At 58.7% G+C, this 24,502-nt stretch carries 21 protein-coding genes and 2 pseudogenes; 14 read left to right on the forward strand and 9 right to left on the reverse strand.

The genetic code is table 11. The features are described from left to right. Positions 1–148 precede the first annotated feature (148 nt). Positions 149–2,605 (forward strand): IS21 family transposase, encoded by a 2,457-nt coding sequence (istA, locus tag LE197_RS27340; RefSeq protein WP_226033763.1) that lies wholly within the window; start codon positions 149–151, stop codon positions 2,603–2,605. A 6-nt stretch (positions 2,606–2,611) separates the two neighbouring features. On the opposite strand, the gene LE197_RS27345 is transcribed toward istA, so the two are convergent. Next, positions 2,612–2,962, reverse strand: a complete 351-nt coding sequence (locus tag LE197_RS27345) for a mercuric transporter MerT family protein (RefSeq protein WP_003089115.1) — start codon at positions 2,960–2,962, stop codon at positions 2,612–2,614. A gap of 74 nt (positions 2,963–3,036) precedes the next feature. Here LE197_RS27345 and merR point away from each other — a divergent pair, with 74 nt between their 5' ends. Continuing rightward, positions 3,037–3,435 (forward strand): Hg(II)-responsive transcriptional regulator, encoded by a 399-nt coding sequence (merR, locus tag LE197_RS27350; protein ID WP_003089120.1) that lies wholly within the window; start codon positions 3,037–3,039, stop codon positions 3,433–3,435. A gap of 40 nt (positions 3,436–3,475) precedes the next feature. Further along, positions 3,476–4,564 carry a serine hydrolase domain-containing protein gene (locus LE197_RS27355; RefSeq protein ID WP_226033764.1) on the forward strand — a complete coding sequence of 363 codons (1,089 nt, stop codon included), beginning with the start codon at positions 3,476–3,478 and terminating at the stop codon, positions 4,562–4,564. Between the two features lie 88 nt (positions 4,565–4,652). Here the strand turns inward: LE197_RS27355 and LE197_RS27360 are convergent, their stop codons facing one another. Continuing rightward, the gene (locus LE197_RS27360; protein ID WP_226033765.1) at positions 4,653–5,837 is read right to left on the reverse strand and encodes an alpha/beta fold hydrolase; all 1,185 of its coding nucleotides are present in this window, start codon (positions 5,835–5,837) and stop codon (positions 4,653–4,655) included. A 226-nt stretch (positions 5,838–6,063) separates the two neighbouring features. On the opposite strand from LE197_RS27360, the gene LE197_RS27365 reads away from it, so the two are divergent. The 3 genes from LE197_RS27365 to LE197_RS27375 all read left to right on the forward strand — a co-directional run bounded on the left by LE197_RS27365 (position 6,064) and on the right by LE197_RS27375 (position 11,506). Further along, positions 6,064–7,710, forward strand: a complete 1,647-nt coding sequence (locus LE197_RS27365; protein WP_099234654.1) for an IS1634 family transposase — start codon at positions 6,064–6,066, stop codon at positions 7,708–7,710. Positions 7,711–8,127: 417 nt separating this feature from the next. Beyond that, positions 8,128–10,440 (forward strand): TonB-dependent receptor, encoded by a 2,313-nt coding sequence (locus LE197_RS27370; protein ID WP_226033766.1) that lies wholly within the window; start codon positions 8,128–8,130, stop codon positions 10,438–10,440. Beyond that, positions 10,367–11,506, forward strand: coding sequence for a methyl-accepting chemotaxis protein (locus tag LE197_RS27375; RefSeq protein WP_413247416.1), 1,140 nt, complete (start codon positions 10,367–10,369; stop codon positions 11,504–11,506). Before LE197_RS27370 ends, LE197_RS27375 begins: the two co-directional genes overlap by 74 nt. A gap of 89 nt (positions 11,507–11,595) precedes the next feature. Here the strand turns inward: LE197_RS27375 and LE197_RS27380 are convergent. The 6 genes and pseudogenes from LE197_RS27380 to LE197_RS27405 all read right to left on the reverse strand — a co-directional run. Further along, positions 11,596–11,898 (reverse strand): annotated as a pseudogene (locus LE197_RS27380) (hypothetical protein); the annotation flags it as partial. Positions 11,899–12,064: 166 nt separating this feature from the next. Beyond that, positions 12,065–12,346, reverse strand: coding sequence for a type II toxin-antitoxin system YafQ family toxin (locus LE197_RS27385; protein ID WP_180690175.1), 282 nt, complete (start codon positions 12,344–12,346; stop codon positions 12,065–12,067). After that, a complete protein-coding gene (locus LE197_RS27390; protein ID WP_180690176.1) occupies positions 12,333–12,596 on the reverse strand; it encodes a type II toxin-antitoxin system RelB/DinJ family antitoxin in 264 nt (87 codons plus the stop codon). Before LE197_RS27390 ends, LE197_RS27385 begins: the two co-directional genes overlap by 14 nt. Before the next feature lie 271 nt (positions 12,597–12,867). Then, positions 12,868–13,404 carry a hypothetical protein gene (locus LE197_RS27395; protein WP_003159187.1) on the reverse strand — a complete coding sequence of 179 codons (537 nt, stop codon included), beginning with the start codon at positions 13,402–13,404 and terminating at the stop codon, positions 12,868–12,870. 11 nt (positions 13,405–13,415) lie between these two features. Continuing rightward, entirely contained in the window at positions 13,416–13,811 is a 396-nt protein-coding gene (locus LE197_RS27400; protein WP_003159186.1) for a type II toxin-antitoxin system VapC family toxin, read from the reverse strand. After that, on the reverse strand, positions 13,808–14,059 hold the full coding sequence (locus tag LE197_RS27405; RefSeq protein WP_003108276.1) for an AbrB/MazE/SpoVT family DNA-binding domain-containing protein: 252 nt from the start codon (positions 14,057–14,059) through the stop codon (positions 13,808–13,810). Before LE197_RS27405 ends, LE197_RS27400 begins: the two co-directional genes overlap by 4 nt. 181 nt (positions 14,060–14,240) lie before the next feature. Between LE197_RS27405 and LE197_RS27410 the strand changes: the two genes are divergently transcribed. The 3 genes from LE197_RS27410 to LE197_RS27420 all read left to right on the forward strand — a co-directional run bounded on the left by LE197_RS27410 (position 14,241) and on the right by LE197_RS27420 (position 16,689). Further along, positions 14,241–14,807 (forward strand): recombinase family protein, encoded by a 567-nt coding sequence (locus tag LE197_RS27410; RefSeq protein WP_226033767.1) that lies wholly within the window; start codon positions 14,241–14,243, stop codon positions 14,805–14,807. Between the two features lie 141 nt (positions 14,808–14,948). Then, on the forward strand, positions 14,949–15,566 hold the full coding sequence (locus LE197_RS27415) for a recombinase family protein (RefSeq protein WP_012477616.1): 618 nt from the start codon (positions 14,949–14,951) through the stop codon (positions 15,564–15,566). Then, positions 15,553–16,689, forward strand: coding sequence for a replication initiator protein A (locus LE197_RS27420; RefSeq protein WP_012477617.1), 1,137 nt, complete (start codon positions 15,553–15,555; stop codon positions 16,687–16,689). The genes LE197_RS27415 and LE197_RS27420 overlap by 14 nt, the downstream gene beginning before the upstream one ends. Positions 16,690–17,195: 506 nt before the next feature. On the opposite strand, the gene LE197_RS27425 is transcribed toward LE197_RS27420, so the two are convergent. Beyond that, positions 17,196–17,792 carry a MarR family winged helix-turn-helix transcriptional regulator gene (locus LE197_RS27425; protein WP_060765988.1) on the reverse strand — a complete coding sequence of 199 codons (597 nt, stop codon included), beginning with the start codon at positions 17,790–17,792 and terminating at the stop codon, positions 17,196–17,198. A 530-nt stretch (positions 17,793–18,322) separates the two neighbouring features. On the opposite strand from LE197_RS27425, the gene LE197_RS27430 reads away from it, so the two are divergent. The 5 genes and pseudogenes from LE197_RS27430 (at position 18,323) to LE197_RS27450 (ending at position 24,481) form a co-directional block, all read left to right on the forward strand. Further along, positions 18,323–19,297, forward strand: coding sequence for a PDR/VanB family oxidoreductase (locus LE197_RS27430; RefSeq protein ID WP_226033768.1), 975 nt, complete (start codon positions 18,323–18,325; stop codon positions 19,295–19,297). Positions 19,298–19,344: 47 nt separating this feature from the next. Continuing rightward, on the forward strand, positions 19,345–20,664 hold the full coding sequence (locus tag LE197_RS27435) for a Rieske 2Fe-2S domain-containing protein (RefSeq protein WP_064490826.1): 1,320 nt from the start codon (positions 19,345–19,347) through the stop codon (positions 20,662–20,664). A 71-nt stretch (positions 20,665–20,735) separates the two neighbouring features. After that, the gene (locus LE197_RS27440; RefSeq protein ID WP_264086453.1) at positions 20,736–21,890 is read left to right on the forward strand and encodes a Gfo/Idh/MocA family protein; all 1,155 of its coding nucleotides are present in this window, start codon (positions 20,736–20,738) and stop codon (positions 21,888–21,890) included. Continuing rightward, on the forward strand, positions 21,887–22,879 hold the full coding sequence (locus tag LE197_RS27445) for an ABC transporter substrate-binding protein (RefSeq protein WP_226033770.1): 993 nt from the start codon (positions 21,887–21,889) through the stop codon (positions 22,877–22,879). Before LE197_RS27440 ends, LE197_RS27445 begins: the two co-directional genes overlap by 4 nt. A gap of 335 nt (positions 22,880–23,214) precedes the next feature. After that, positions 23,215–24,481: pseudogene (locus LE197_RS27450) on the forward strand (OprD family porin). The last annotated feature ends 21 nt before the right edge of the window (positions 24,482–24,502 follow it).

Here is a 24,502-nt window from a genome sequence, read left to right on the forward strand (position 1 = left end):
TCGGTAGCAACGTGACCGATTTTCCGCCCGTTCCGAAACCGGCGGTCACGGCTTACCGAAATCGCCGGTCACGGCTTAGCGAAAGCCTTCCCTCTCGTTGCGCATGACCTGATGCGCCGTCACCCTCGCCCGATTTCGGGAGGGGAAGATGGCGGCGCCGCGAGTAGCCATGCGAAACATCAAAGAATGTCTGCGCCTCAAGTTCGAGGCCGGTTTGTCCCACGAGAAGATCGCCCGCGCCTTGCAGTTGTCCAAAGGCGTGGTCAGCAAATACGTCACGGCGGCGCGCGTGGCCGGACTGGACTGGCCGGCGCTGGCGGCCATGGACGAGGCCGCACTGGCGGCCGCCTTGTTTGCGTCGGCGCCGACAAACAAGCCGCGCGGTGAGCGGGTGCCACCCGACGTGCTGAGCATCCACCGCGAGCTGCGGCGCAAGGGCGTGACCTTGCAGCTGCTGTGGGAGGAATATCTCGCCGCGCATGCGGGCCAGCCGACCTACCGCTACACCCAGTTCGTCGAGCACTACCGGCGCTACGCCCAGACGCTCAAACGTTCGATGCGCCAGGTGCACCGCGCGGGCGAGAAGCTGTTCATCGACTATGCAGGGCCGACGCTGCCGGTGGTCGACCCGGCCACCGGCGAAGTCCGCCGGGCGCATATCTTCGTCGCCGCCCTGGGCGCCTCGAATTACACCTATGCCTGCGCGACGCCGGGCGAAACCCAGGTGGACTGGCTGACTTCGCTGGGCCAGGCACTGACCTACTTTGGCGGTGTGCCGGAGATGGTTGTGCCGGACAATCCGCGCGCCCTGGTCGCCCAGCCAGATCGCTACGAGCCGGGTCTGAACCGGGCAACGCTGGAGTGTGCGCGGCATTACCAGACGGTGATCCTGCCGGCCCGGCCACGCAAACCCCAGGACAAGGCCAAGGCCGAGGTGGCGGTGCAGGTGGTCGAGCGCTGGATCATGGCGCGACTGCGCCACCGGCAGTTCTTCAGCCTGCATGCGCTTAACCAGGCCATCGCCGAGCTGCTGGAGGAGCTGAATCGACGCCCGTTCAAGCGCCTCGATGGCTGCCGGCGCGACTGGTTCGAGCGCCTGGATCGCCCGGCCTTGCGAGCGCTGCCGGTACATCCCTACGAGGTCGCCAGCTTCAAGCGCTGCAAGGTCAACATCGACTACCACATCGAGGTCAATGGCAGCTTCTACAGCGTGCCCTCCGCCCTGGCCCGGCAGAGCGTCGAGGTGCGGCTGACAGCGCACACCCTGGAAGTGCTGCATGGCAACCGGCGCGTGGCCAGCCATGTGCTGCTGGGCCGTCGCGGCGCCTACAGCACCCAGCGCGAACACATGCCCGCCGCACACCAGGCCCATCGCGAATGGACGCCGCAACGCCTGCTCGACTGGGGCGCGCGGATCGGCCCCTACACGCGCCAACTGATCGATCACCAGCTGACCCACAAGCCGCATCCGGAGATGGGCTACCGCGCCTGTCTCGGCCTGCTCTCGCTGGCTCGTCGCTACGGCAATGCACGCTTGGAAGCCGCCGCCGAACGGGCCGTCCAGCTGCGCGCCTTCACCGGGCGCAGCGTGCGCAACCTGCTCCAGCAAGGCCTGGATCAGCAGCCGCTGCCCACGCGCACCGCCGAAACGAGCTTACCCAGCGACCACGAGAACGTCCGTGGCGCCGACTACTACCACCCCCGCAACAGGAGCTGTTCGATGATGCTGCAACACACCCTGAATCAACTGCACCAGCTACGCCTGGACGGCATGGCCCGCGCCCTGGAAGAGCAATGGACGCTGCCGGCCAGCCACAGCCTGAGCTTCGATGAGCGCCTCGGCCTGCTGCTCGACCGCGAACTGGCCTGGCGTGACAACCAGCGCCTGGTACGGCTGCGCAAGAAGGCCAAGCTCAAATATGCCAACGCCTGCCTGGAAGACCTCGACCGCCGCCCTGGCCGCGGCCTGGATGAGCGCCTGATCGCCAGCCTGGCAGGCGGCGACTGGATCCGCCAGCAGCACAACCTGCTGCTGACCGGCGCGACCGGCGCCGGCAAGACCTGGCTGGCCTGCGCCCTGGGCAACCAGGCCTGCCGCCAGGGCTACAGCACTCTGTACCTGCGCACCCCGCGCCTGTTGGAGCAACTGCGCATCGCTCATGGCGACGGCAGCTTCGGCCGTACCCTGCAACAGCTGGCCAAGGTCGATGTCTTGGTGCTGGACGATTGGGCGCTGGCCCCGCTGGAAGAAGGTGCCCGGCACGACCTGCTGGAAGTGATCGACGACCGTGCCGGCAACCGCTCCACCATCCTGGCCAGCCAGTTACCAATCGAACACTGGCATGGCTGGATCAACGACCCGACCCTGGCCGACGCCATCCTTGACCGCCTGGTGCACAGCGCTTACCGACTGACGTTGAAGGGCGAGTCACTGCGCCGGAAAAAGCTGAGGAGCAAACCGCATCGTGACCGATGCGATTACAATCCACAACCCGCGCAACCGGGGCGGAAGCACCGGTCACGTATTAGCGAAACGCTCGGTCACGTTCACCGAAATCCGCAGCAAGGCGAAAAGCACGGCGATCAGCAGTTTGCGCATGGTTAATCTCCTTCAGTAGAACAGCGGGGCGAGCCACGGCACGGCCAATAGGCCGAGCAGCAGCACGCTGACGATCCAGAACACGAGTCGCTGTCGCACGAGCGTGCGCGGATCGGCGCAGGGTGTACCTGGCGTACAAACCTGTGGCACCAGGTAGAGCTTGCGGAATGCCAATCCCAGGAACAGTAGAGTCAACCCGATGAAGAGGGGGCGTAGTGGCTCCATCATGGTCAGAGCGCCCACCCACGTACCGCCGACACCGAGTGCCAACAGCACCAGTGGCCCGACACAGCACACCGACGCACCGATGGCGGTCAGCGAACTCGCGACCAGCGAGCCTTTCCCGGTGAGTTGCATCCCCATTCCCATCTCCTGAGCCTGATTGCCTAGGTGCTATTCTAAACTCCGTACCAAAGTACGGAATCAAGGAGAAAGTGATGGCCACAGAGCTGACCATTGGCAAGCTGGCAGACGCCGCCGGGGTGAACGTCGAGACGATCCGCTACTACCAGCGACGCGGGCTGCTGGATGAACCAGCCAAACCCTTGGGTGGCCATCGGCGCTATCCGGTGGACATGGTGAAGCGACTGCGTTTCATCAAGCGGGCTCAGGCGCTGGGTTTCACGCTCTCGGAAGTCGGTGGACTGCTGACGCTGGATGAGTCGTGCGCCTGTGCCGAAACGCGAGCACGGGCTGCACGCAAGCTCGCGTTGATCGAGCAGAAGATGGCCGACTTGGTCGTCATGCAGCAACTGTTAGGCGAACTGGTGCAGCAATGTGATGCGGGAGACGGCGGAACGATCTGCCCGATCATCGAGGCACTGATCAGAGAGTAATGCCTGGCGGGTGAGCTGGAGATCGGAAAGCCCCTTTACGGTGGGATTCAGAGCTTACGTTGGTTTTTGGTTCCATTGCTCCCCAAACCCCAAGATCGCCTATCGCCGCGCGGCGGGATTTGCAGACCGTGAATCGCAAAAGCCGATGCAAACGGATAGCATTTTCCGATTTGCATCGGTGACCAAACCCTTTGTCACCGCCGCCGTGATGCGCCTGATCGAGGATGGTGTTGTGAGGCTGGACGATCCAGTGACGCGCTTCCTGCCCGACTTTCAGCCGCGCCTGTCCGATGGATCGGTTCCGGTCATCTCGATCCGCCATCTGCTCACGCACACATCGGGGCTCGGCTATCCGTTTCAGGAAGGGAGCGATGGCCATTATCGTCGCCTCGACGTCTCCGACGGGTTGGATCAACCGGGATTGTCGCTATCCGAGAATCTTCGGCGCCTGGCTGCCGCCCCGCTTACCGCCGCACCGGGGTCGGGTTTTCGCTATTCCCTTGGCATCGATGTGATGGGAGGGGTGGTTGAGAGCGTTACCGGTGGTTCGCTACGCGATGCTGTGCGCAAACTGGTCACGGATCCGCTGGGTATCGTCGATACCGGCTTTGCCGTTGCGGATGTTGAGCGGCTCGCGACGAATTACTTCAACAGCGAATCCGTTCCCGTCCGCATCACGGACGGCATGGTAGTGCCTCTGGATGCCTTCAACGGGTCGCTAACGTTCGCGCCGAGCCGTATCCTGGATCCAAACTCCTATCCGTCAGGCGGGGGTGGGATGGTGGGGACTGCGGGCGACGTCCTGCACTTTCTGGAAACCATCCGGCTCGGGGGTGGTCCGATCCTGAAGCCTGAAACAGTCGAGATGATGGCGACCGATCAGCTCGGACCTCAGGCTGCGGCCTGCGGGCCGGGTTGGGGCTTCGGCTTCGGCTGGGCAGTGCTTGCAGATCCGCACGCCGTCCCGTCGCCGCAGTCTCCCGGAACGCTTCACTGGGCCGGCGGATACGGCAATAGCTGGTTCATCGATCGTGCAAACGCGCTGACGGTCGTGGCCATGACCAACACGGCCTTTGAGGGTATGTCGGGGAAGTTCGTGTCCGACATCCGGGACGCCGTCTACAACTGATCCCCGCAAGGAATCCGCGACCGGCCGGCGTAAGCCGGCCGCGCCGCAGCGAAAATGCGGAGGCGCCGCGTCGATCGCGGCGGCCAGATCACAAATCGTTGCGGTGGCTCCAGTCGATGATCCCGTCGATACAAGCGCTGATATGTTCGGGCTGGCCCTGGTAGAAATGGGTCGCGCCCTTGATGCTCACAAATTCCTTGTTCGCAACGGTGAGCGCGTTGTGAATGATCGGATTATGGCTCGCGGGAACCGCGTCGTCCGCTTCATTCTCGATCTGCAGCACAGGGGTCCGATGGATCTTTGTCGCGTTAACGGCAGCCTTGGAGTTGGATAGGTCGTAGGACCATTGCGACAGCCACGAGCGCAGGGTTGAGAATCGCGCCAAACCAGCGGGTCCCACGTTCACCGTGCGTGGATTGCCAAGATAGGATGCCCCCGGCGCGCGTCCATTGGGGTCGATCGTCGGATCAATCCAGCGCACGTCGCACATCGTGCGGTGCGTGACGAAGGCGCGTTCGGTTTCGCCGTCGTTGCGACGACGGTGCGTGGCAAGCATTTCCTCGGCCCAGGCGGTAATTCTGCGATTGCGGGCCCGCTGCCTCTCGCGGAAGGCGGCGATGAAGTCAGCGGTGAATGGTGGTTTGTTCGGGCAGTCCGGACTATAGATATCGAATTCGAGATCGCGCGTGTCCGGGTCGAATTCGTCGATGACGGAGGGGTCAAGCCATTCGGTCAGCACTTCCGCCCGGCTGAGGTGGGCGGCGATTAAGACTATTCCGTCAACCCGCTGCAGCCGCGCTGCTGTCAGGTCATAAAGGTCGCCGGCGGGCGTGTGGGTGATTGTCGGATGTTCAGACTGGGCCGCATAAAACAGCGATAGCGAGCCGCCGCCCGACCATCCCACCAGGATCACCTTTTCATAACCCAGCGACTCGCGCGCGTGGCGCACCCACTGGCCCATGTCGTAGGCGACCTTTTCCATAATCAGCGCACTATCGTTTCTCGGGTAGCGACTCGACGCGCAAAGTACGTGCAACCCCGCATCGGCAAGCGCCTCAGGCATTGGGAGCAGCTGGAGCGTGGCTGTGGGGTGCATGAACAAATAGACCGCCTTAGATGGCCGCGCTCTCTGCCGGAACAGCTGGCCTTCCAGCTCGGTCGTGCCCTCGGCGCCCGCAAAACTGTAGGTCTCCGTCATCCCCGGTTGATCGCGGAAGCGAACGATTTCGGGAAGGCGATCCCATAGCGCCTTTGTCGGCAATCCTCTCTTCATGGCCATATCCTTAGTTATTTAGTTATCTAACTATAATTGCGTATTACCGTACTCCAGTCAAGCCCAAGTTGAACAGTGCCGGCGGAACACGCAGGGAACGCGAGCTGGTAAGTATTTGATTTTGCTAGGCGTGGGTTTGGGGGCAAAACCGGATGTGCTAACAACATTTTGCCTGTAACTGGCCGTTTGGTTTATCTTTACGAGTACAGGCAGTAACAACCTGGCCATGTATGTCGTCGAACGAGTCGCGCGCGGCCACCGCTATCTTTACCTGGTCGAGAGCGTGCGCGAGGGCAAAACTGTCCGCCAGCGCACGATCAAGGCTCTGGGCCGCAAGGATGCGCTGGCCGCAAGTGGCGAACTCGACAGACTGGCCGCCTCGATCGCACGTCACGCAGAGCGCAGCATCATTCTGTCCGATATCGATGCAGGCCGGATCGTAGCCCGCAGGATCGGAGGCCCGTTGCTGTTCGGGCGCCTGTGGCAGCGGCTTGGCATCGATGCTGTATTGGAAGAGGTGCTGGAAGGGCGCCAGTTCGGCTTTGCCGTGGAGCGCGCCGTATTTGTCGCTACACTGCACCGCCTGTTCGTCTCAGGCTCGGACCGAGCCTGCCTGGACTGGATGGAGAGCTACGCCATCGACGGCAGCGAGGATCTTGCCCTCCATCACTTCTATCGCGCCATGGCCTGGCTCGGCGAGGAGATCGAGGAGAAGGCAGAAGGCGCATTGGCACCTCGCTGTGTGAAGGACGTGATCGAGGAGAAGCTGTTCGATCGCCGGCGGGACCTGTTCACTGATCTCAGCCTGGTGTTCATGGATACGACGTCGCTCTCGTTCTACGGTGCAGGCGGCGACACGCTGGGTCGGCGTGGTCATTCCAAGGACCACCGGCCCGAGCTTGCCCAGATGATCCTGGCCGTGGTGATCGACGCCGAGGGGCGTCCGATCTGCACCGAGATGGTCCCGGGCAACACGGCCGACGTGAAGGTGCTCATGCCCATCGTCACGCGCCTGCGTACCCGCTTTGGGATAACCCGCTCGTGCGTCGTGGCCGACCGCGGCATGATCAGTGCCGGTACGATCGCCGCCCTTGAAGAGCTGGGGATGGAATACATCCTGGGTGCGCGAGAGCGCACCAGCAACGTCATCCGCGATGTCGTGCTTGCCGACACTGCTCCGATGGTACCCCTGGTCCTCGAGCGACAGGCAGGAGACACCCAGCTGTGGGTCAAGGAAGTGCGCGTTGGCAAAGGCGCAGATGCCCAGCGCTACGTCGTCACGCTCAACGAAGCTGAGGCAAGGAAGGACAAGGCCGACCGGCAAGCGATCATCGATGGCCTCCAGACCCAGTTGAAGAAGGGCGACAAGGCCCTGGTCGGCAACTCGGCCTATCGCCGCTATCTCAAGGCCAGCGGCAAGACCTTCGAGATCGACATGGGCAAGCTTGCCGACGAGGCGCGCTACGACGGCATCAGCGTGCTGCGCACCAATGCCAGGATCACTCCGCTACAGGCCGTCATCCGCTACCGTGATTTGCTTCAGGTCGAGGCCCTGTTCCGCGTCGCCAAGGCGAGCTTCGATACCCGTCCCATCTTCCATCAGTCCGATGCCGCTATCCGCGGCCATGTGTTTGTCTCGTTCCTCGCTCTGACGCTGGCCAAGGAACTGACCCGCTTGTGTCAGGAAAAGGGCCTGCAGCCCGAATGGCAGCCGCTCCTCAACGATCTCGATCGCCTTCAGGAAGCCACCATCGAAAAGGACGGCAAGGTCATTACCACCCGCACCCACGTTTCGGGCCAGGTGGGGAATGTCTTCAAGGCAACCGGCATCGCGCTGCCGGCCAATATCAGCGAACTGCCGCCGCGAACCTAAGCCTCTGCAAGCTCAACCAAACCCAAAAATGTAGTGGTAACACTCGCGCCGGTGCGTGCATGTCATTGAACAAAAATGCCTTTTCCAAAAGCACTGTTCAAGTTGGGTCAAGGGAAGGGCTTCCCATGCGAAGGGGCGCGCACTGAGCAACCATCCCATCCCCTGTTTGCCCAAATAGGTAGCGGTTTTCCGTTGTCCTCGGTCACGATAGGTACGTTTTTAGGGCGGTACAGCCTATAGAGCACCTCCGACGGGACCGTCGCTATGGGCCGGAGCGACGCTGCTGGCCGGGTGCCCTGAATATGGCTTGCGTCGCGTTTCCTTTCATATATTACTTAGGTCTCTAATCATTTTTGAAAAGCCGGCTTGCGAGCACGTCCACAGAAGGCGGCCGCCCGGAAGGAGAGGGATGAAAATATGAGACTAACTGCTCTCGCGCCGGTCACGCTTGCGACACTGCTGACCTTGTCCCAAGGCGCATACGCTCAATCACAGACCGCCCAACCAGCTCCGACGCCGCCTTCTGACGCCCCCGCGGCGCAAGACCCAAACGCTGAGGGCGACATCATCGTGACGGCGCAGAAGAAGTCGGAAAATCTTCGCGACGTCCCGATCGCGATCAGCGCGATCAAGGGACAGGATCTCACCGCCCGCGGCTTCACAACGTCGATGGATCTTCCAGATCTTGTTCCAGGTGTGCGCTCAACTACCCCGGGTGGCGGTGCTTATGTCACGACGATCATCCGTGGGGTCGGCCAGCAAGATATCGCGCTTCACCAGGAAGCACCGGTCGCCACCTATGTGGACGGAGCGTATGTCGGCCTCTCGACCGCGCTGACTCAGCCGGTTTTCGACGTCGACCGTGTCGAGGTTCTCAAGGGGCCGCAAGGAACACTGTTCGGGCGCAATGCGACGGGTGGCCTTGTCCAATATATTACCCGAGCACCCAGCCAAGAGTTCGAGGCTTATGTCACGACCGAATATGGGAGCTACGACAAGTTCATGACGGAAGGGGCCGTCGGCGGCAGCCTTGGCGGTGACTGGTCAGGCCGTATCGCATATCATGCCGAAAAGGGTGGCGCATACATCCGCAATCCGATCGGGCCAGACCATGACGGCACAGATGTTCAAGCTGTCCGTGCGCAACTCCAGTATAAGCCCAGTAGCGATTTCCGGGCCCTGCTCAGCGTATATGCAGACCGTTTTCCGGACCAACCCGGCCCTGTCGCGAGCACGACGCGCGCGTTTATCGGGGCGAACGGTAAGCCGGTCGGCGTCACGCCCGGCAATTTTGCCGCGTATCAGAATTTCTGCCGCACGACAGTTGGGACAGTTCCGACCACTTATTCTCCACTCGGTGACTGCGCGGCATCACTGAAGAGCCCTTACAATGCGCCAACCGCCAACTACCTAAAATTCAACGGAAAATATCTTAACGCCACCGCGACAATCGATTGGACGATTGGGTCCGGAATCAAGCTGACGTCGATCTCAAACTATCAGTACTCCGATCAACTCTACAACACCCAGCTTGCGAGCGGATTCCCGACAGCTATTTTTAATGAAAGCAATCCTGGGGGCCGCCAATATTCCGAAGAGATCAGACTCTCCGGAAAGGTAAGTAATGTTGACTGGGTCGCCGGTCTTTATGGGTTGTGGATCAACAACCATACCGGCGCAAATGTTAATCTAAACGATATACCGTTCTATGGAATCAATCTCAATGCGGCCCTGCATCTGAGAACCACGTCTTACGCTGGATTTGCGGAAGCCACCTACCACTTTAGCCCCAAGTTCAGTGTTATTGTCGGCGGCCGCGTAACCAGTGACCAGAAGCGTGGTGTCAATCAGTCCTCCTGCACGACCAATCCTACGATCCCGGTCAATATTTGCGCAGTGATCGCAGGGGCGTCGCCGGTTCCGCTCGTGCAGTTCGTCGGATTCGACAAGTCAATATCAACGACATCCTGGTCAGGACGCATCGTTGCTCAATATAAACTCGATGAAAATGTCAATGTCTACGCTGGCGTAAACAGGGGCACAAAGGCAGGTGGGTTCAATACCGGTGCAAACGAGCTTTATCCCGTTTCCGTAGCCGAGTTCAAACCTGAGACGCTTGTGAACTATGAGGCCGGTGTTAAATCGAGAATGCTCAACGGAGTGCTCGATTTCAACGGTTCGATTTTCTATTACGATTACAAGAATCTACAAACCTTCTCGACCCAAAACTCGGCGCTCTACGTCTTTAACGTCGACGCATGGGTAAGGGGTGCCGAGTTCGACATGGTTATCCGCCCGATGCGCGGACTTAATTTTTCCGCATCCGCCAGTTATCTCGATTCAAAGGCCAAAAATGTTCCGGTTGGTGCGGGGTTTGCCGACTTTGTGCTCCCGAACGCGCCGAAATTCAGCTCGAACGTCTCGGCCCGCTACGAGTTCGACCTCGGCCCGGGCAAGGCTTCGATTTTCGGAAGCTACGCGAGGGTTGGCCGGCGGAGTACCTCGGCGGTTGATTACGCGATCGAAAATGAACCTGCCTACAACAAAGTGGATTTCAGGCTCGGATACGAGCTTGATCGCGTCTCATTTGCTTTCAACATCCGAAATTTGACGAATGCACTTATCTATAATTCCGGTGTTCCTTTTGAGACTATAAATGGATCGGTGTTCAATTCAGTTCTTGCGCCAAGAACTTTTTCAGGAAACCATCAGCGAAGCCGCAGATCGTAAAATAGTCGTCGGCTCGTTGGTAATGCTAGCCGCTGGCGTTTTCATCGCCTTGCTCAGCCTATGGTTGGTAAACCGCAATCTGATCGCCCCCATCCGTCACCTGATCGACCACATCGCCAAGCTCAGCCAGGGCGACTTTGCACAGCGCGTCGATGCGTCCCGTGCTGACGAATTGGGACGCCTGGCAGTTGCCGCGAATATCCTGCGTGACTTCCTTGCCGATACGTTCACCCGCCTGCAACGCAGCACCTCGGACCTGGACAGCGCCAGTGGTGAATTGAGCGCCATCGCCGCACTGATGGGCCAAGGCACTCGCGAGCAGTTCTCGCGCACCGATCAGGTCGCTACCGCCATGCATGAAATGTCCGCTACGGCGCAGGAAGTCGCCCGTCACGCCGCCGAAGCCGCGCGTGCAGCGGATGCGGCCGATCATTCGGCGCAGCAGGGTGAGACCATGATGCGTTCGACTATCCAGACCATTACCCACATGCGCGGCGAGATCAGCAACACCGCCGAGGTAATACGCCGTCTGGAGACCGATAGCGGTCGCATTGGCAAGGTGCTGGAAGTTATTCGCGGCATCGCCGACCAGACCAATCTGCTGGCGCTAAACGCAGCCATCGAAGCCGCCCGCGCGGGCGATGCCGGACGCGGGTTTGCCGTCGTTGCCGACGAGGTGCGCACGCTGGCCAGGCGCACCGCCGACTCCACCGCTGAAATTCATCAGATTATCGACACGGTGCAGACCGGCGCGGTGGATGCGGTGCGTGCGATTGAAAATGGACAAACCCGCAGCAACGAAGGTGTCGAACAGGTTACGGAAGCGGGCAGCATGCTTCAGCGCATCACCCAAGAAGTCGAAGCGATCCGCGACATGAACCGTCAGATCGCTACCGCTGCCGAAGAGCAGACGTCCGTGGCGGAAGATATCTCGCGCAATCTGACCGAAATTACCGCCATCGCCACCACCAACCAGGACAATGTCGAGCGTACCGAGGCAGCCAGCCAGAACCTGCATACGCTGTCGGCCCAGCTCAGCGAAGTGACGCACCGCCTCGCGGGCTGACACAGGCTCTGCTCCGGCCCTAGATGATCGGTGTCACCACGTTGCGAGGTCCGACTCATCCGAGTTCGAGGGAGTTGGGGCAGGGCCGATCAACATGGCTTGTCTCGTGCTTGGTCGATTCGTTCCTGCATCGCCTGCATGACTTCTCGTGGGTGTACGACTTGGCGTTGGGGTCGTCGGCCTCACGGAGAGCTTCTTCGACCTCGCGGGTCATCCGCTCATATTCTTCTGGCCACAGCGCTTGCTCCATTCGCAGCGACGCCTGCCCCAGTAGGTGCAAGACCGAACAGACGCATGTCATTGGTGGCGATGACGTGCTCTCGAATCCGCACCTGGATCACCTCATCGCCAGTTGATGCAGCTTCAACAGGTCGGTGCGCAGTTGCGGAGGCCCGCCGTCTGCGTTGTCACTCAATCGCCGCGCAGCTCGTCCACGGCATCGACTGCCCGCAGCAGTGCGGTGGTATCGAAACTCTCGGGAGTCAGTTCGTTCCAGTCATCGTCGGTGATGCTGATTGTCATGTAGGTTCTTTCCTTGTCTTGGGCAGGCCCCCGGCGTTACAGCCCAAGCTCGCTATGCGATCCGAGACGCACGAGTTGCAGCACTGCGTCATCCGCCTTGCGGTAAATCAACACCAGGTCGGGCTTGATGTGACAGTCCCGGTGGTCTTTCCAGTCGCCGGCGAGGGCGTGGTCACGGTGCTTCTCGGCCAGAGGCTGGTTATTCGCCAGGGCTGTGACGACGGCAATGAAATCGCTCGCCAGCGTCTGACGATGCGGGCCTTTGGCTTCGCGTTTGTAATCGCGCTTGAACCGGCTGGTCTGTTCAATCGTCCGCATTCAGATCCGCCATCAGATCCTCGACGGAAGCGAACGACTTCAAGCCGCCACGGCGCGCTTCCTTCATCGCCTCGATGGTGGTGGCGTTCGGAATCAGCGGCTCGAACGGCAAGGCTTTCTCGCGGGCGACTCGGGTCAACATGATGCGGAAGGCGTCAGACACGGTGAGTCCCATCGCTGCCAGCACGACGGTCGCCTCTTCCTTGATGTTCTCGTCGATACGGGCACGGACTACAGCATTTGCGGACATGGTTTGATCCTCCAGATTGATGGGCTACATTGTAGCTCAGCCAGAGGTGTCCTTCAAACGAGGGTTTGTTGGACGGTAGGAGGGGGTGCGGTCGCGCTGTCGTTTTCAGAAGGCGACTGCACCAGTTCACTGGGCTGGCCGCCGTGTGTGCATAGAACTTCTGACCGGGAACGGTCAGAAGTTCTATGCACGAAGCGCCGCGAGAGATCGGAATTGCTCAGAACTCTTGTGCACGGCGCGACAAAGCCGGAACCGCCGAAAATTCCGGCGATCAACCGGCAAGCTGCTTGATGCGCTCGGCCAGGCGGCCGAAAGCCTCGTTCACGTATTCCAGCACCTTGGGTTCTGCGCCCTGCGTGCGCAGCGAGTCTTTGAAGGCTTCCAGGTCGGACAGCCATTGCCGATGCAGGCGGCCCAGCTCGTCGAGCTGAGGCCGGAAGTCTTGGAGACTGCCGCTCGCACGAAACGCCTGGTAGCCACGCTCAAGCGTGGCCGCCGTGGTCAGCAGTTGCGCGCCCATTTGCTTGTGCTGTTCGGAGAACTCGGCCATGCCGTCATAGGGCCGCGAAGCCTTGCGGCGCTCGGCTTCGGATGCCTCTTCCATGATGCGGGCGTAGCGGTAGAACCCTGGGAACTCGCGGGACAGCGCCATGAGCTGCTGATCGGATGTGCCGACCCAAATCCTGTGCAGGTCAGGCCCGTACCCCATCATGCGATTGATGATGGCATGGGCCTCGCTGACACCCTGGGCGGCAAGCTGCTGCATGTGTTGGTCGATCTTCGCGGCCAGTCGGCGGAATTCGTTCATGCTCATGTCCGTCACAAAAGGCGCGTTGATTGCCCTTGCGCCGTGAGAAGTGCCACCGCCTTCTTATCGAAGGAAACGAAGGTTTCCCCGCCAAGCCAGTTGCCTTCGTAGGCAATGACGCCATCGGCAAAGTCTCCGCCCGCGTCGAGCACCAGCAAGCCAGCCTCCACGGCAGGCCGGTTCACTTCCACATTCGCGGCGGCCAGTAGTGCCCGGATCGCGCTGGCCGCGTCGGCTTGCTGGAAGCCGTAGACACGCAGCAGCACCCAAACAAATTCGCATAGGCACGGCAGCGCGACCGCGATCAACTCGGCGTCGGTCAAGACTGCGGCGGCAACGTCCGCTTGTGCGGGATCGTCACGCACAACCGCACGCACAAGGACGTTGGTATCGACTGCGACCTTCATTGCTTACCTGCCCAGCCTTGCGCCGCCGCCTCGTTGATTTCTTCGATGGTGGCAACCTTCTGCGTCTTGCCCGCGAGCAGGCCGACAAAGCTGGCTATCGTCCCTGCGGGCCGTGCCGCCTTGAGCACGCCCCGACCGTCTGGCAACAAGTCCAGCTCGATCTTGTCGCCTGGCCTGATGCCGAGGTGTTGCAGTACGTCCTTCCGAAACGTCACTTGTCCCCGTGCGGTAACGGTCAATGTGGTCATGGTGGTTTGCCCTCGCAATCAAGGTTGATGCTTTACATAGTAATGCAAAAATGCCTTACCGTCAATGTCCGTCAAACGATCATTAGTCGGCCATGCCGGACACTGTCCAGCAAAGTTATTGCACAACGGGTTGTCGGACATTAAGATAGGCGGACGGAATGACGGACAAGAGAGGCGGCAAATGACACTGATCGGCTATGCGCGGGTATCGACGGCGGAACAGGACACCGCCTTGCAGACGGATGCGCTACGCAAGGCAGGCTGCGAGCGCGTTTTCGAGGACACGGCTTCCGGGGCCAAGGCCGACCGCCCCGGCTTGGCTGATGCGCTGGCCTACCTGCGCGACGGCGACGTGCTGGCCGTCTGGCGGCTGGATCGGCTCGGGCGCTCTATGCCGCACCTAATCGAAACGATAGGCGCGCTGGAAGCGCGAGGCGTCGGCTTCCGTTCTCTGACGGAAGCCATCGACACCACCACGCCAGGCGGGCGGCTCATCTTCCACGTGTTCGGCGCGCTGGGCCAGTTCGAGCGCGACTTGATCCGCGAGCGCACCAAGGCCGGGTTGACTGCCGCCGCCGCTCGTGGGAGGAAGGGCGGGCGAAAGCCGGTTGTCACCGCCGACAAGTTGCAGCGAGCGCGGGAGCACATCGCCAACGGGCTTAATGTCCGAGAGGCCGCTACACGGCTCAAGGTGAGCAAGACGGCCCTGTACACCGCGCTGCAATCCACCAGTGCAGCCGACTCCTGATATTCCGTGCAGTCGTCTTCTGAAAATGACACCCCAGGGCGTTTTTTTTGGGACAAAACTGTAAACTTTCCCGTAAACTTTTCAGTGTAATCATTAGGTGTTCGCAAACAGGAACCCGCAAGCCCGACAAGGAGGAACTGCATGCGTAGCAGCAAAGACACGTCCACCCTAGACATACTGACGGGTGGCTTGCGCATCGGGTATGCGCGGACCAGTAAGCAGGACCAGAACCTGGACCTACAGCGGGACGCGCTTATTGCCGCTGGTTGCACGCGGATATATGAGGAACAGATCAGCGGGGCCAGGGCCAACCGACCCGAGCTGGAGCAGATGCTAAAAGCACTTCGCCCAGGGGACACCGTTGTCGTATGGCAGCTTTCCCGCTTCGGTCGAAGTCTCTCCCACCTGCTCCAGCTCATGGCCCAACTGGAAACCATGCAGGTTCGCTTCGAATCGCTCACCGAACACATCGACACCAGCACGGCGGGCGGGCGGATGCAGTTGAACGTCTTCGCCACCCTGGCGGAGTACGAGCGCGAACTAAACCGCGAGCGAACCATGGCCGGCCTGGAGGCCGCCCGCGCACGGGGACGCAAAGGGGGTCGAAAGCCAACGCTAGGCGCGAAGGAGATCCGCGATATCAAGATACTGCTGGCCGACCCCTTGACGACCGTGAGCGACGTGGCCGCCAGGTTCAAGGTCAGCAGAACAACCATCTACAAGTATCTGAGCAAGGAGGCCCAGCATGTCGTCCAATGAGTTGTTTGATATCGACCCCGACGTGGCCACCACCCCACCACCGAAACGTCGGCCAGCGGCCAGAGGCCCCTTGGTCGGGCAGGACGCAATCAACATCGACAAGTGGCGCAAGCGCATCGAGGCTGAAGCACGACCAGGCGAAACCTACCAGCAGGCGGCGGAGCGGCTGAAACGCGAAGAGGCCAAGCAACCGAAGGACAAGGCACCAGGGCGCGAAGCGGTGAAGACCTCAGCGGGACGCAAACAAGTAGTGGTGCTCGAAACGCAGCTCGATTTCTGGATCGCGACCGGCCTGCCGGCGATCCCCAAAGATGAGCGACCTACGATGGAGCACCCGATCTACGCCGTGGAAGACGGAGATACCAGGCAGATCACCTACGAGCACAACGGGAACAAAATCGAGATCACTCCCAGCGTTGCCGGTCGGGCGACCCAGCATGACAAAGATATCGTGCTGTTTTGCGTATCGAAGCTAGTGGCTGCGATCAACGCCGGCATAGCCGTATCACCGACTATCGAGACGACCGCTCACGAACTTTTGAGCTTCACGCGCAGCAGTACCAGCGAGCGCGGCTATGAGCTGCTTAGCAAGGCTTTCGACAGACTCACCGGTACTCGCATGCGGGCCACCTTTGAGTCGACGAAAGACCGTGACGGCAGCCGTCGCTGGGTTGGCCTGCTCGATGACGTGGAGATCATCACTAGGGGCGCCAAGAACCGCATGTGCGCCATTCGGATAAAGGTATCCGACACCACGTTTAACGCCGCGAAGGCCATGGATGTGTTGACCATTCCGGGCGACTATTTTGGGCTGCGCAGCGCCATTGCCAAACGCATCTATGAGCTTTGCCGGAAACATTGCGGCGATCAGGGCCAATGGAAGATTGGCCTGGCTCTGCTGCAAAAGAAGGTCGGAAGCGCCCAGGCCGAAAAGAAGTTTCGCGCTAAGGTCAAGGAGCTGGCCGAGGCCGGCAGCTTGCTCGACTACTTCATGACCTACCTGCCCGACGAAGACGCCGTGTTGTTCTTCAACAAGTCCGACGCCGGCAAAGCGGCCTTGCTCAAAGCCACGCGCAACGGTATCAAGAAGCCACGCAAGGCCAAGGCCGCTCCCGCTGCATGAGTCATGGCAATTCGTCACTCCAGGGACCGGAAGGGGGCAATGGACTGATGTGTAAGGGTTTTTCTCTATTGATTCATATATGTTTGAACTGTACCGCAGCCCCTTCGGGGGCTTTATCTGCGCATTCGTCACTCCAGGGACCGCACCGAATATCGCGCCCCAAACGCTCCACCACTTCGGCGACCACGATTCGTCACTCTAGGGACCGTCGGTTCGTCACTTCGGGGACTAGGGTTCGTCACTCCAGGGACCGCCAATTTCGTCACTTCGGGGACCAGAACCACCCTCCAGCCCAGGTAGGGGCGAATAGAGAAAACGGAAATTTTCGTACGCTAAGCGCTCTGTCTGTCAGGTTGAGGTCGTAGAGGTGGACGCTGGAACGTCAGGAAATTCAGAAAGCCATCCTACTCTGACGCGGCCTGAATGGTCGGCCTTACGCCCGGTTGGGGTGTACTTCAACTGGACGCAGTCCATGCCCGTTGCGGCTTACAGCCATCACGCGGGGCTTAGCGTACAAAAAACTCCGTATTCTGCGGGCTCCCCTCGTTGATCATGCGCCCAACCTCCCGCGTTGACGGCACCCGATGGGAAGGATTGATGGAATTCGCTTCTGCGTTTGCGAGATTCTCTATCACCGTCAATAGAACGTGTCGTGCTGTTTCGACGTCTTGCTCCTCGAGCCCGGCCACACTCACCTCGTTGACTTCCAGCGCCAGAGGAATCAACACATCCTTCAGTCGCCGTCCTTCATCGGTGAGGAAGACGTGAACATTTTTCTTGTTATCCGGCATCTGCTGCCGGACGACGTAGCCCAGTTTTTCCATCGCCTTCACCGCAGCGAAAGTCGTAGGTTCCATCAGTCCAGCCTGAGTGCTGAGTTGTTTTTGGGTCAATCCGTCTGTCTCCCAGAGGATCCGCAAGAACGCCCAATGACCAAAGGATACGTCGTGTTCGGTCAACCGCATCTGCAGTGCTCTGACCAGCGCGCGAGTTGCATCCTTGACCAGGTGGGCCAGACGGTCATCAGGTACAACATCGTGCCAATGCCTGAGTATTTCCTGGGTTTCAGGTTGTTTGTGGCCTAAAGGCTTTCGTGCAGTCATATCAAGGTCCGATCTCATCACCTGCGTAAGCGATACTAAGCATAACGCGTTGCCTCAACACATGCGCTAGATCAAAAAATACTTAGAGATCGTTCTTTTTTTGATTGCGAGAGAAGAAAATTCGCCATATTCTCTTAGAGACCTAATAAAAAAGCACACCAAGCCCCCCCATGGCTTTGGTCGTGCTACACAAAGTCCGAGGCGTGCACAATGACAACAACAGCAGCTACAGATGCCAGTTCTCTTGGTCAGATCGGAGCGTTCTGTGCGCCCATCGGACTGGGCTGGATCAACACAGTCACCGGCAGCCTCGCAATCGGACTGACGATAATCGGGGCCCTGGTCCTGGCGGGTGGTATGGCGGTTCTGATTGCGGTGCCAGCTAACGCCTTGAGCGAAAAGCCACTTACCGACGAATAGGATCGAGCAGTCTGATTGGCCGAATCACGCCCAAAAAATGTTAGATATCTATGCAACTCTCGGTGCGCGGGCGTGTTCAGCCCGCGACCGGATGTAATGAGGAAACAGCGATGAGTAGTTCCGAACAGCTCGATGATGGGTTCACTGGCCTCAAGGTGATCGCCAAAACCGAAATTGCCCAAGGCATTTTCCGCTTCGAATTGGCCCACCCGCAGGGGATGCTTCTGCCCGCCTTTACGGCCGGAGCGCACCTCAGGGTAAGGGTGCCCAACGGAAGTATCCGCAATTACTCATTGAGCAACGACCCGCAAGAGCGTGAGCGTTATGTCATTGCTGTCAAGCGTGACGCCAACGGACGAGGCGGTTCGGTGAGCATGGCCGATGATATCGAGGCAGGCGACTTGCTACCGGTGGCAACTCCGCAAAATGAGTTTGAGCTCACCGAGAATGCCCAGCAGTTCATCTTCGTCGCAGGAGGCATCGGTATTACCCCGATCCTGTCGATGATGCGTCACTTGAAGGCCACTACCGACATCCCCTTCAAGCTCTATTACTGCACCCGTAATCCAGAACTCACTGCTTTCAGGGACGAGCTGATCGGGGCTGAATTTGTCAACTCGGTCGTTATTCACCACGACTTCGGCAACCCCGCAGACGCCTACGATTTCTGGCCTGTTTTCGACAAACCAAGAAGCGGTACACATGTGTACTGCTGTGGTCCCAAGCCATTGATGGATGCCGTATTGGACATGACGGGGCACTGGCCTGCCGGTTCCGTACATTTTGAAAGCTTCGGGGTCGACCAGAGCCGCTTCACCGAAAACCGGCCGTTTTCGGTGACTCTCAGCCGGAGCGGTATCGACCTCGAAATCCCCGTTGACCGCTCGATCCTGGAAGTTCTACGCGACAACGGCATCCGGGCCCCTAGTTCTTGTGAAAGTGGTACCTGTGGCTCTTGCCGTACCCGCCTGATTGAAGGTGATGTCGAGCATCGCGACATGGTTTTACGGGAAGACGAACAACATGACCAGATCATGATTTGCGTTTCCCGAGCAAAAAACGACGCGCTGGTACTCGACCTCTAGGCGAGACCTTTTTCTGGAAAAAATTAATTGAACGCTGGAGAATTTATATGTTAACCCCTGAAGAAAACCTGTTGCTCTGCCGCGTCGAAGGCGATGCACCGATGGGCCAGATGATGCGCCGTCACTGGACCCCCGTCTGCTTGATCGAGGAGGTCAGCGAACCTGACGGCACACCAGTGAGGGCCCGTCTGTTCGGTGAGGATCTGGTAGTGTTCCGTGACACCGAAGGTCGCGTGGGGGTAATGGATGAGTATTGCCCGCATCGTCGTGCGTCGCTGATCTACGGCCGCAATGAAAACTCCGGCTTACGCTGCCTGTATCACGGTTGGAAGATGGATGTGGACGGCAATGTGGTGGAAATGGTTTCCGAACCTGCAGCAAGCAACATGTGTCAGAAGGTCAAACACAAGGCCTACAAAACTCGCGAATGGGGCGGTTTCGTCTGGGCCTACATGGGGCCACAGGACGCAATTCCCGAATTCGTGCCACCGGCTTGGGCTCCCAATGAACAAGTTCGAGTGAGTATCGCCAAAGCAATCATTCCTTGCAACTGGGCGCAGATCCTGGAAGGCGCCATCGACTCGGCGCACAGTTCGAGCCTGCACTCATCCGACTTCGTTCCAGCTCGGGTTGGGGGGGCTGAGGCGACCGGGAAGAACTGGCTGCGACCTTCTACGGACAAAGCGCCACGTCTGCAAGTCGAACGTACCAGCTATGGCTTCCGCTATGCTGCACTGCGTCGTCCTATCCAGAATGCAGCCACCAACGAGTATGTGCGCTCCACGGTATTCGTAGCTCCGGCCACGGCGCTGATTCCACCGAATAACCTGTACAACGTGGCAAACATCAACGTACCAATCGACGATACCCATACAGCCTTCTATTTCATGGCCTGGGGCAATCCCGATAACACCCCGGAAACCGAGACTTGGCGAAAGTATCTCCGCCAGCAGCCTGGTATCGATCTGGACGAAAGGTTCCGCCCGCTGCGCAACAACGAGAACCTGTTCTTCCAAGATCGTGAAGCCATGAAAAATGGCAACTTTACCGGCATCAAAGGCTTCCCAAACCAGGATATCGCCATGTGGGTAACCATGGGCCCTATCGCCGACCGCTCCGATGAGCGCTTGGGCGCCAGTGACTTGGCGGTGGTGGAATTCCGCCGGGTAATGCTTGATGCCTTGGCTGCATTTCAAGCCGGTGATACTGCTATCGGTACTGGTGAGAAGGCGATCCCTTCCAGCATTTGCTCGTTCCAAGCGATCGTGCCCAAGGAAACCGACTGGCGTGAATATAAAGCTCGTTACGTATGGTCCAACGACGATGTCATGGTGGGCGCCGAACCCGATTACGAGGTCCATCAGTGATGGCCAGGCAGGCGGAATTTGCGCCCAGGCTGCGCTTGGGGATAGTCGGTCTAGGTCGGGCATTCACCCTGATGCTACCCACGTTCCTCGCCGATCGCCGCGTACAGTTGGTGGGCGCCTGTGACCCTCGTGAACAAGCGCGCAGTCAGTTTGAACAGGATTTCGATGCGCCTGCATTCGAGACCATCGAAGCCTTGGCTGCTGACAGCAATGTCGACGCTTTATACATTGCCAGCCCACATCAGTTTCACGCCGAACACACCCGTATAGCTGCGGCTTACCGCAAGCATGTACTGGTCGAGAAGCCCATGGCGCTGTCGCTCGACGAGTGCGATCAAATGATCGCTGATTGCGCCGAAGCTGGCGTGAAACTGATTGTTGGGCATTGTCACAGTTTCGATGCCCCGTACCTGCGTACCCGGGAGCTGATCGGTAGTGGCGAATTCGGCGCCGTCAAGATGATTCACGCGCTGAACTATACCGACTACCTGCTGCGTCCTCGCCGCCCGGAAGAGCTCTCGACCGCTGAAGGCGGTGGAGCGGTATTCAGCCAGGCCGCCCACCAAGTAGACGTGGTCCGCTTGCTGGCTGGCAGTTGCGCTACTCGTGTCCGTGCGGCGGTGGGTAACTGGGACCCTGCGCGGCCAACGGAAGGTGCCTACACGGCCACTCTATGGTTCGAGAATGGTGCATTCGCTTCCATCACTTACAACGGCTACGGACACTTCGACTCCGACGAGTGGATGGACTGGGTTGGTGAAATGGGCCAGGCCAAAAGCCCTGATGCTTACGGCGGCGCCCGTCGTTTGTTGCAGCAGGTGCAGTCGGCAGACGAGGAGGCGCGGCTCAAAGCTGAGGGCACCTACGGCGGCAAGCGCTACATCGCCCCCGCTACCGCCGATACGGCGACGGCCTTCCAACATTTCGGTCCGATTATCGTGTCCTGCGAAGGTGGTGACCTCAAGCCCATGGCTGATGCCGTCATGATTTACCGGCCGCATAGCCGTGACCGATTGATGCTTGAGCGGCCAACGGTGCCGCGTTCCGAAGTCATAGACGAACTGTATCTAGCGCAGTTCTACGGGGTCACTCCGTTGCATGACGGCGAGTGGGCTCGTGACACGTTGGAGATCTGTCTCGCCATGTTGCGATCCAGCGAAGAACAACGCGACATCACACTGGGTGTGAATGTTGAAGATACTCAATCCTGCGAGAACCCATCATGAACAAGTTGAACTTATCTATTGCTGTGGGCAACTACGATCGTATCCGACCATTGGTGGACGGCGAAGTACAGATCGATGGGGTCGACCCGATCTTTATGCTGCAAGATCCCGAAGAGATCTTCTTTCGCGCATTTCGCCATGCTGACTACGACATCTGCGAGTTATCGTTGAGCAGCTACAGCGTTAAAACCGCGGCTGGCACCAGTCCCTATATTGCTGTCCCCGTCTTCCCGTCCCGCGCGTTTCGACACACCTCGATCTATATCCGCAATGATCGCGGAATCGAGTCCGCGGCAGACCTCAAGGGCAAACGTATCGGTGTGCCGGAGTACCAGTTGACAGCGAACGTATGGGTTCGACTGTTCCTGGAAGAAGACCATGGTTTGAAAGCGTCTGACGTCACCTGGGTCCGTGGCGGGTATGAAGAGACCGGGCGTCTGGAGAAAATTGTTCTGAAGCTGCCGGCGGATGTAATCGTCGAGAACGCACCGGAGACTGAAACGCTTTCTGGCATGCTCGCCTCTGGTGAACTGGATGCGGTAATTGGCCCGCGCGCGCCTTCGTGTTTTACCCAAGGCCATCCTAAGGTCAGCTATCTCTATAATGATCCTCAGGGCGCCGCCTCGGACTGGTATCGCCGTACTCAGCTGTTCCCGATCATGCACGTGCTGGGGATTCGACGCACATTGGCCGAACAGCATCCCTGGTTGCCCGGGGCTGTTGCCAAAGCATTCGAGAAGTCTAAGGCTGTAGCGTTGCAGAAACTAAGCGATACTTCCGCCACCAAGGTAACGTTGCCGTTTATCGAGGATCAGTTGAGAGCGGCGCGCCAGTTGCTCGGTGAAGATTTCTGGTCCTATGGTTTCGCAGCTAACCGCCATGTCCTCTCGCGTTTCCTGGAACGCCACCACGCCGAAGGACTGTCGTCACGCTTGCTTCAGCCTGAGGAGCTGTTCCATCCGGCATCGCTGGAGAGCTTCAAGATTTAACGGTGGTATTAGCCAATATTCACCCTCGAAGAATTAACTCCGAGGGTGTTTGACAAACTGGCGATAGTAATCAAATTTGTGGCTGTCCCTATTGTGCAAATAGCTGGCGGCCATAAGCCTTGTGTTAGGCACCGCGAGGTGGTGACGGGTCAGTTTGATCCAGACATCTTCTGTCAGTATGGGTTGGATGGTAATCAATTTGTCCGTTTTGAGTGTTTTACTTGCGTGTGCGCGATATTTGAAGGGGCGAGCTGACTGTTTGGAGCAATAGGCTGGGTGAATGCCTGTCGTACAATAAAAATAAGGAAAGGTAGGCAATGGATAAGAAAAATCATATGTGCTGGGCGCAGACTCTGCTTGTCGTGTCGTCCTTCTGCTCTCCCTTTGCGGCGGCGGATCTATTGAAAGACAGTAAAGGCAGTCTTGAGCTGAAAAACTTTTACTTTAATCGCGATTTTAACGATTCTACGGCTGCTGCATCCAAGCGAGAAGAATGGGCGCAGGGCTTCATCCTTAATCTACAATCAGGCTTTACCGAAGGAACTGTCGGTTTTGGCTTGGACGCGCTTGGCCTGTTGGGGGTAAAACTTGATTCTAGTCCCGACCGTTCGGGCACAGGGCTGTTATCTCGCGACAGCGATGGGCGTGCCTATGATAATTACTCGAAGCTTGAGCTGACGGCGAAGGCCAGAATCGCTCAGAGTGAGTTGCGAATTGGCGGTTTGAATCCCGTTCTTCCCTTGCTGGCCTCAAATAATACACGGTTGTTACCGCAGGTCTTTAATGGTGTGCAACTGACGTCAAAGGATATCAAATCGTTGACTGCGATTCTTGGCCAGGTCGACAGCGTCAAACAGCGCGACTCAACCGACTCTGAAGAACTGTCTGCAAGCTCTCAATCGGGTGGTTACTCCTCTGCAGTCACAAGTGATCACTACACTTATGCCGGATTCGATTATCAGCTAATTCCCTCCTGAATGTGGCGTATCAGTACAGTGATCTGGAAAATTTATTCCGCCGGGACTATGTGGGTCTCAAATTCAATAGGCCCTTGTCCAAAGGCCGTGTATTCGCTGAAGTCAGGTACTTTGATGGACAAGAAAGTGGCAAGAAGCTGCTAGGCAAAGTGGATAACCGAACGGTCAGTAGCAATGCTGGTTATTCGCTCATAGGCCATACCTTCAGTATAGGTTATCAGGCGGCCTCCGGCGCGACCGCATACCCGTATGTGTCTGGCTCGGACACCTATCTGTTTGGCGAAATGCTGGTGAGCAACTTCGCTCTGGCAAATGAAGATGTCTGGTATGCAGCATATTCATATGACTTTACGGGCTTCGGCGTGCCAGGGTTGACATGGAATCTTCGTTATGCAAAGGGAAAAACGTCGATCCGAGCAACATTAATACAGTGAAATCAAAGGCGCTCAGGGCGAGTGGGGCCGAGGGTAAGGAGTGGGAGCGAGTCTCAGACCTCACCTATGTAGTTCAGAGTGGGATGTTTAAAAATATCTCTCTCCGCTGGAGAAATTCAATTAATCGATCTACCTATGCAGATGATGCGAATGAGAATCGAATCATGATTGGCTATTTTTACAATTTTTGATTGAAAGTCCTGTCCAGATGC

Source organism: Pseudomonas sp. PS1(2021) (assembly GCF_020405165.1).
GTDB lineage: Bacteria > Pseudomonadota > Gammaproteobacteria > Pseudomonadales > Pseudomonadaceae > Pseudomonas > Pseudomonas aeruginosa.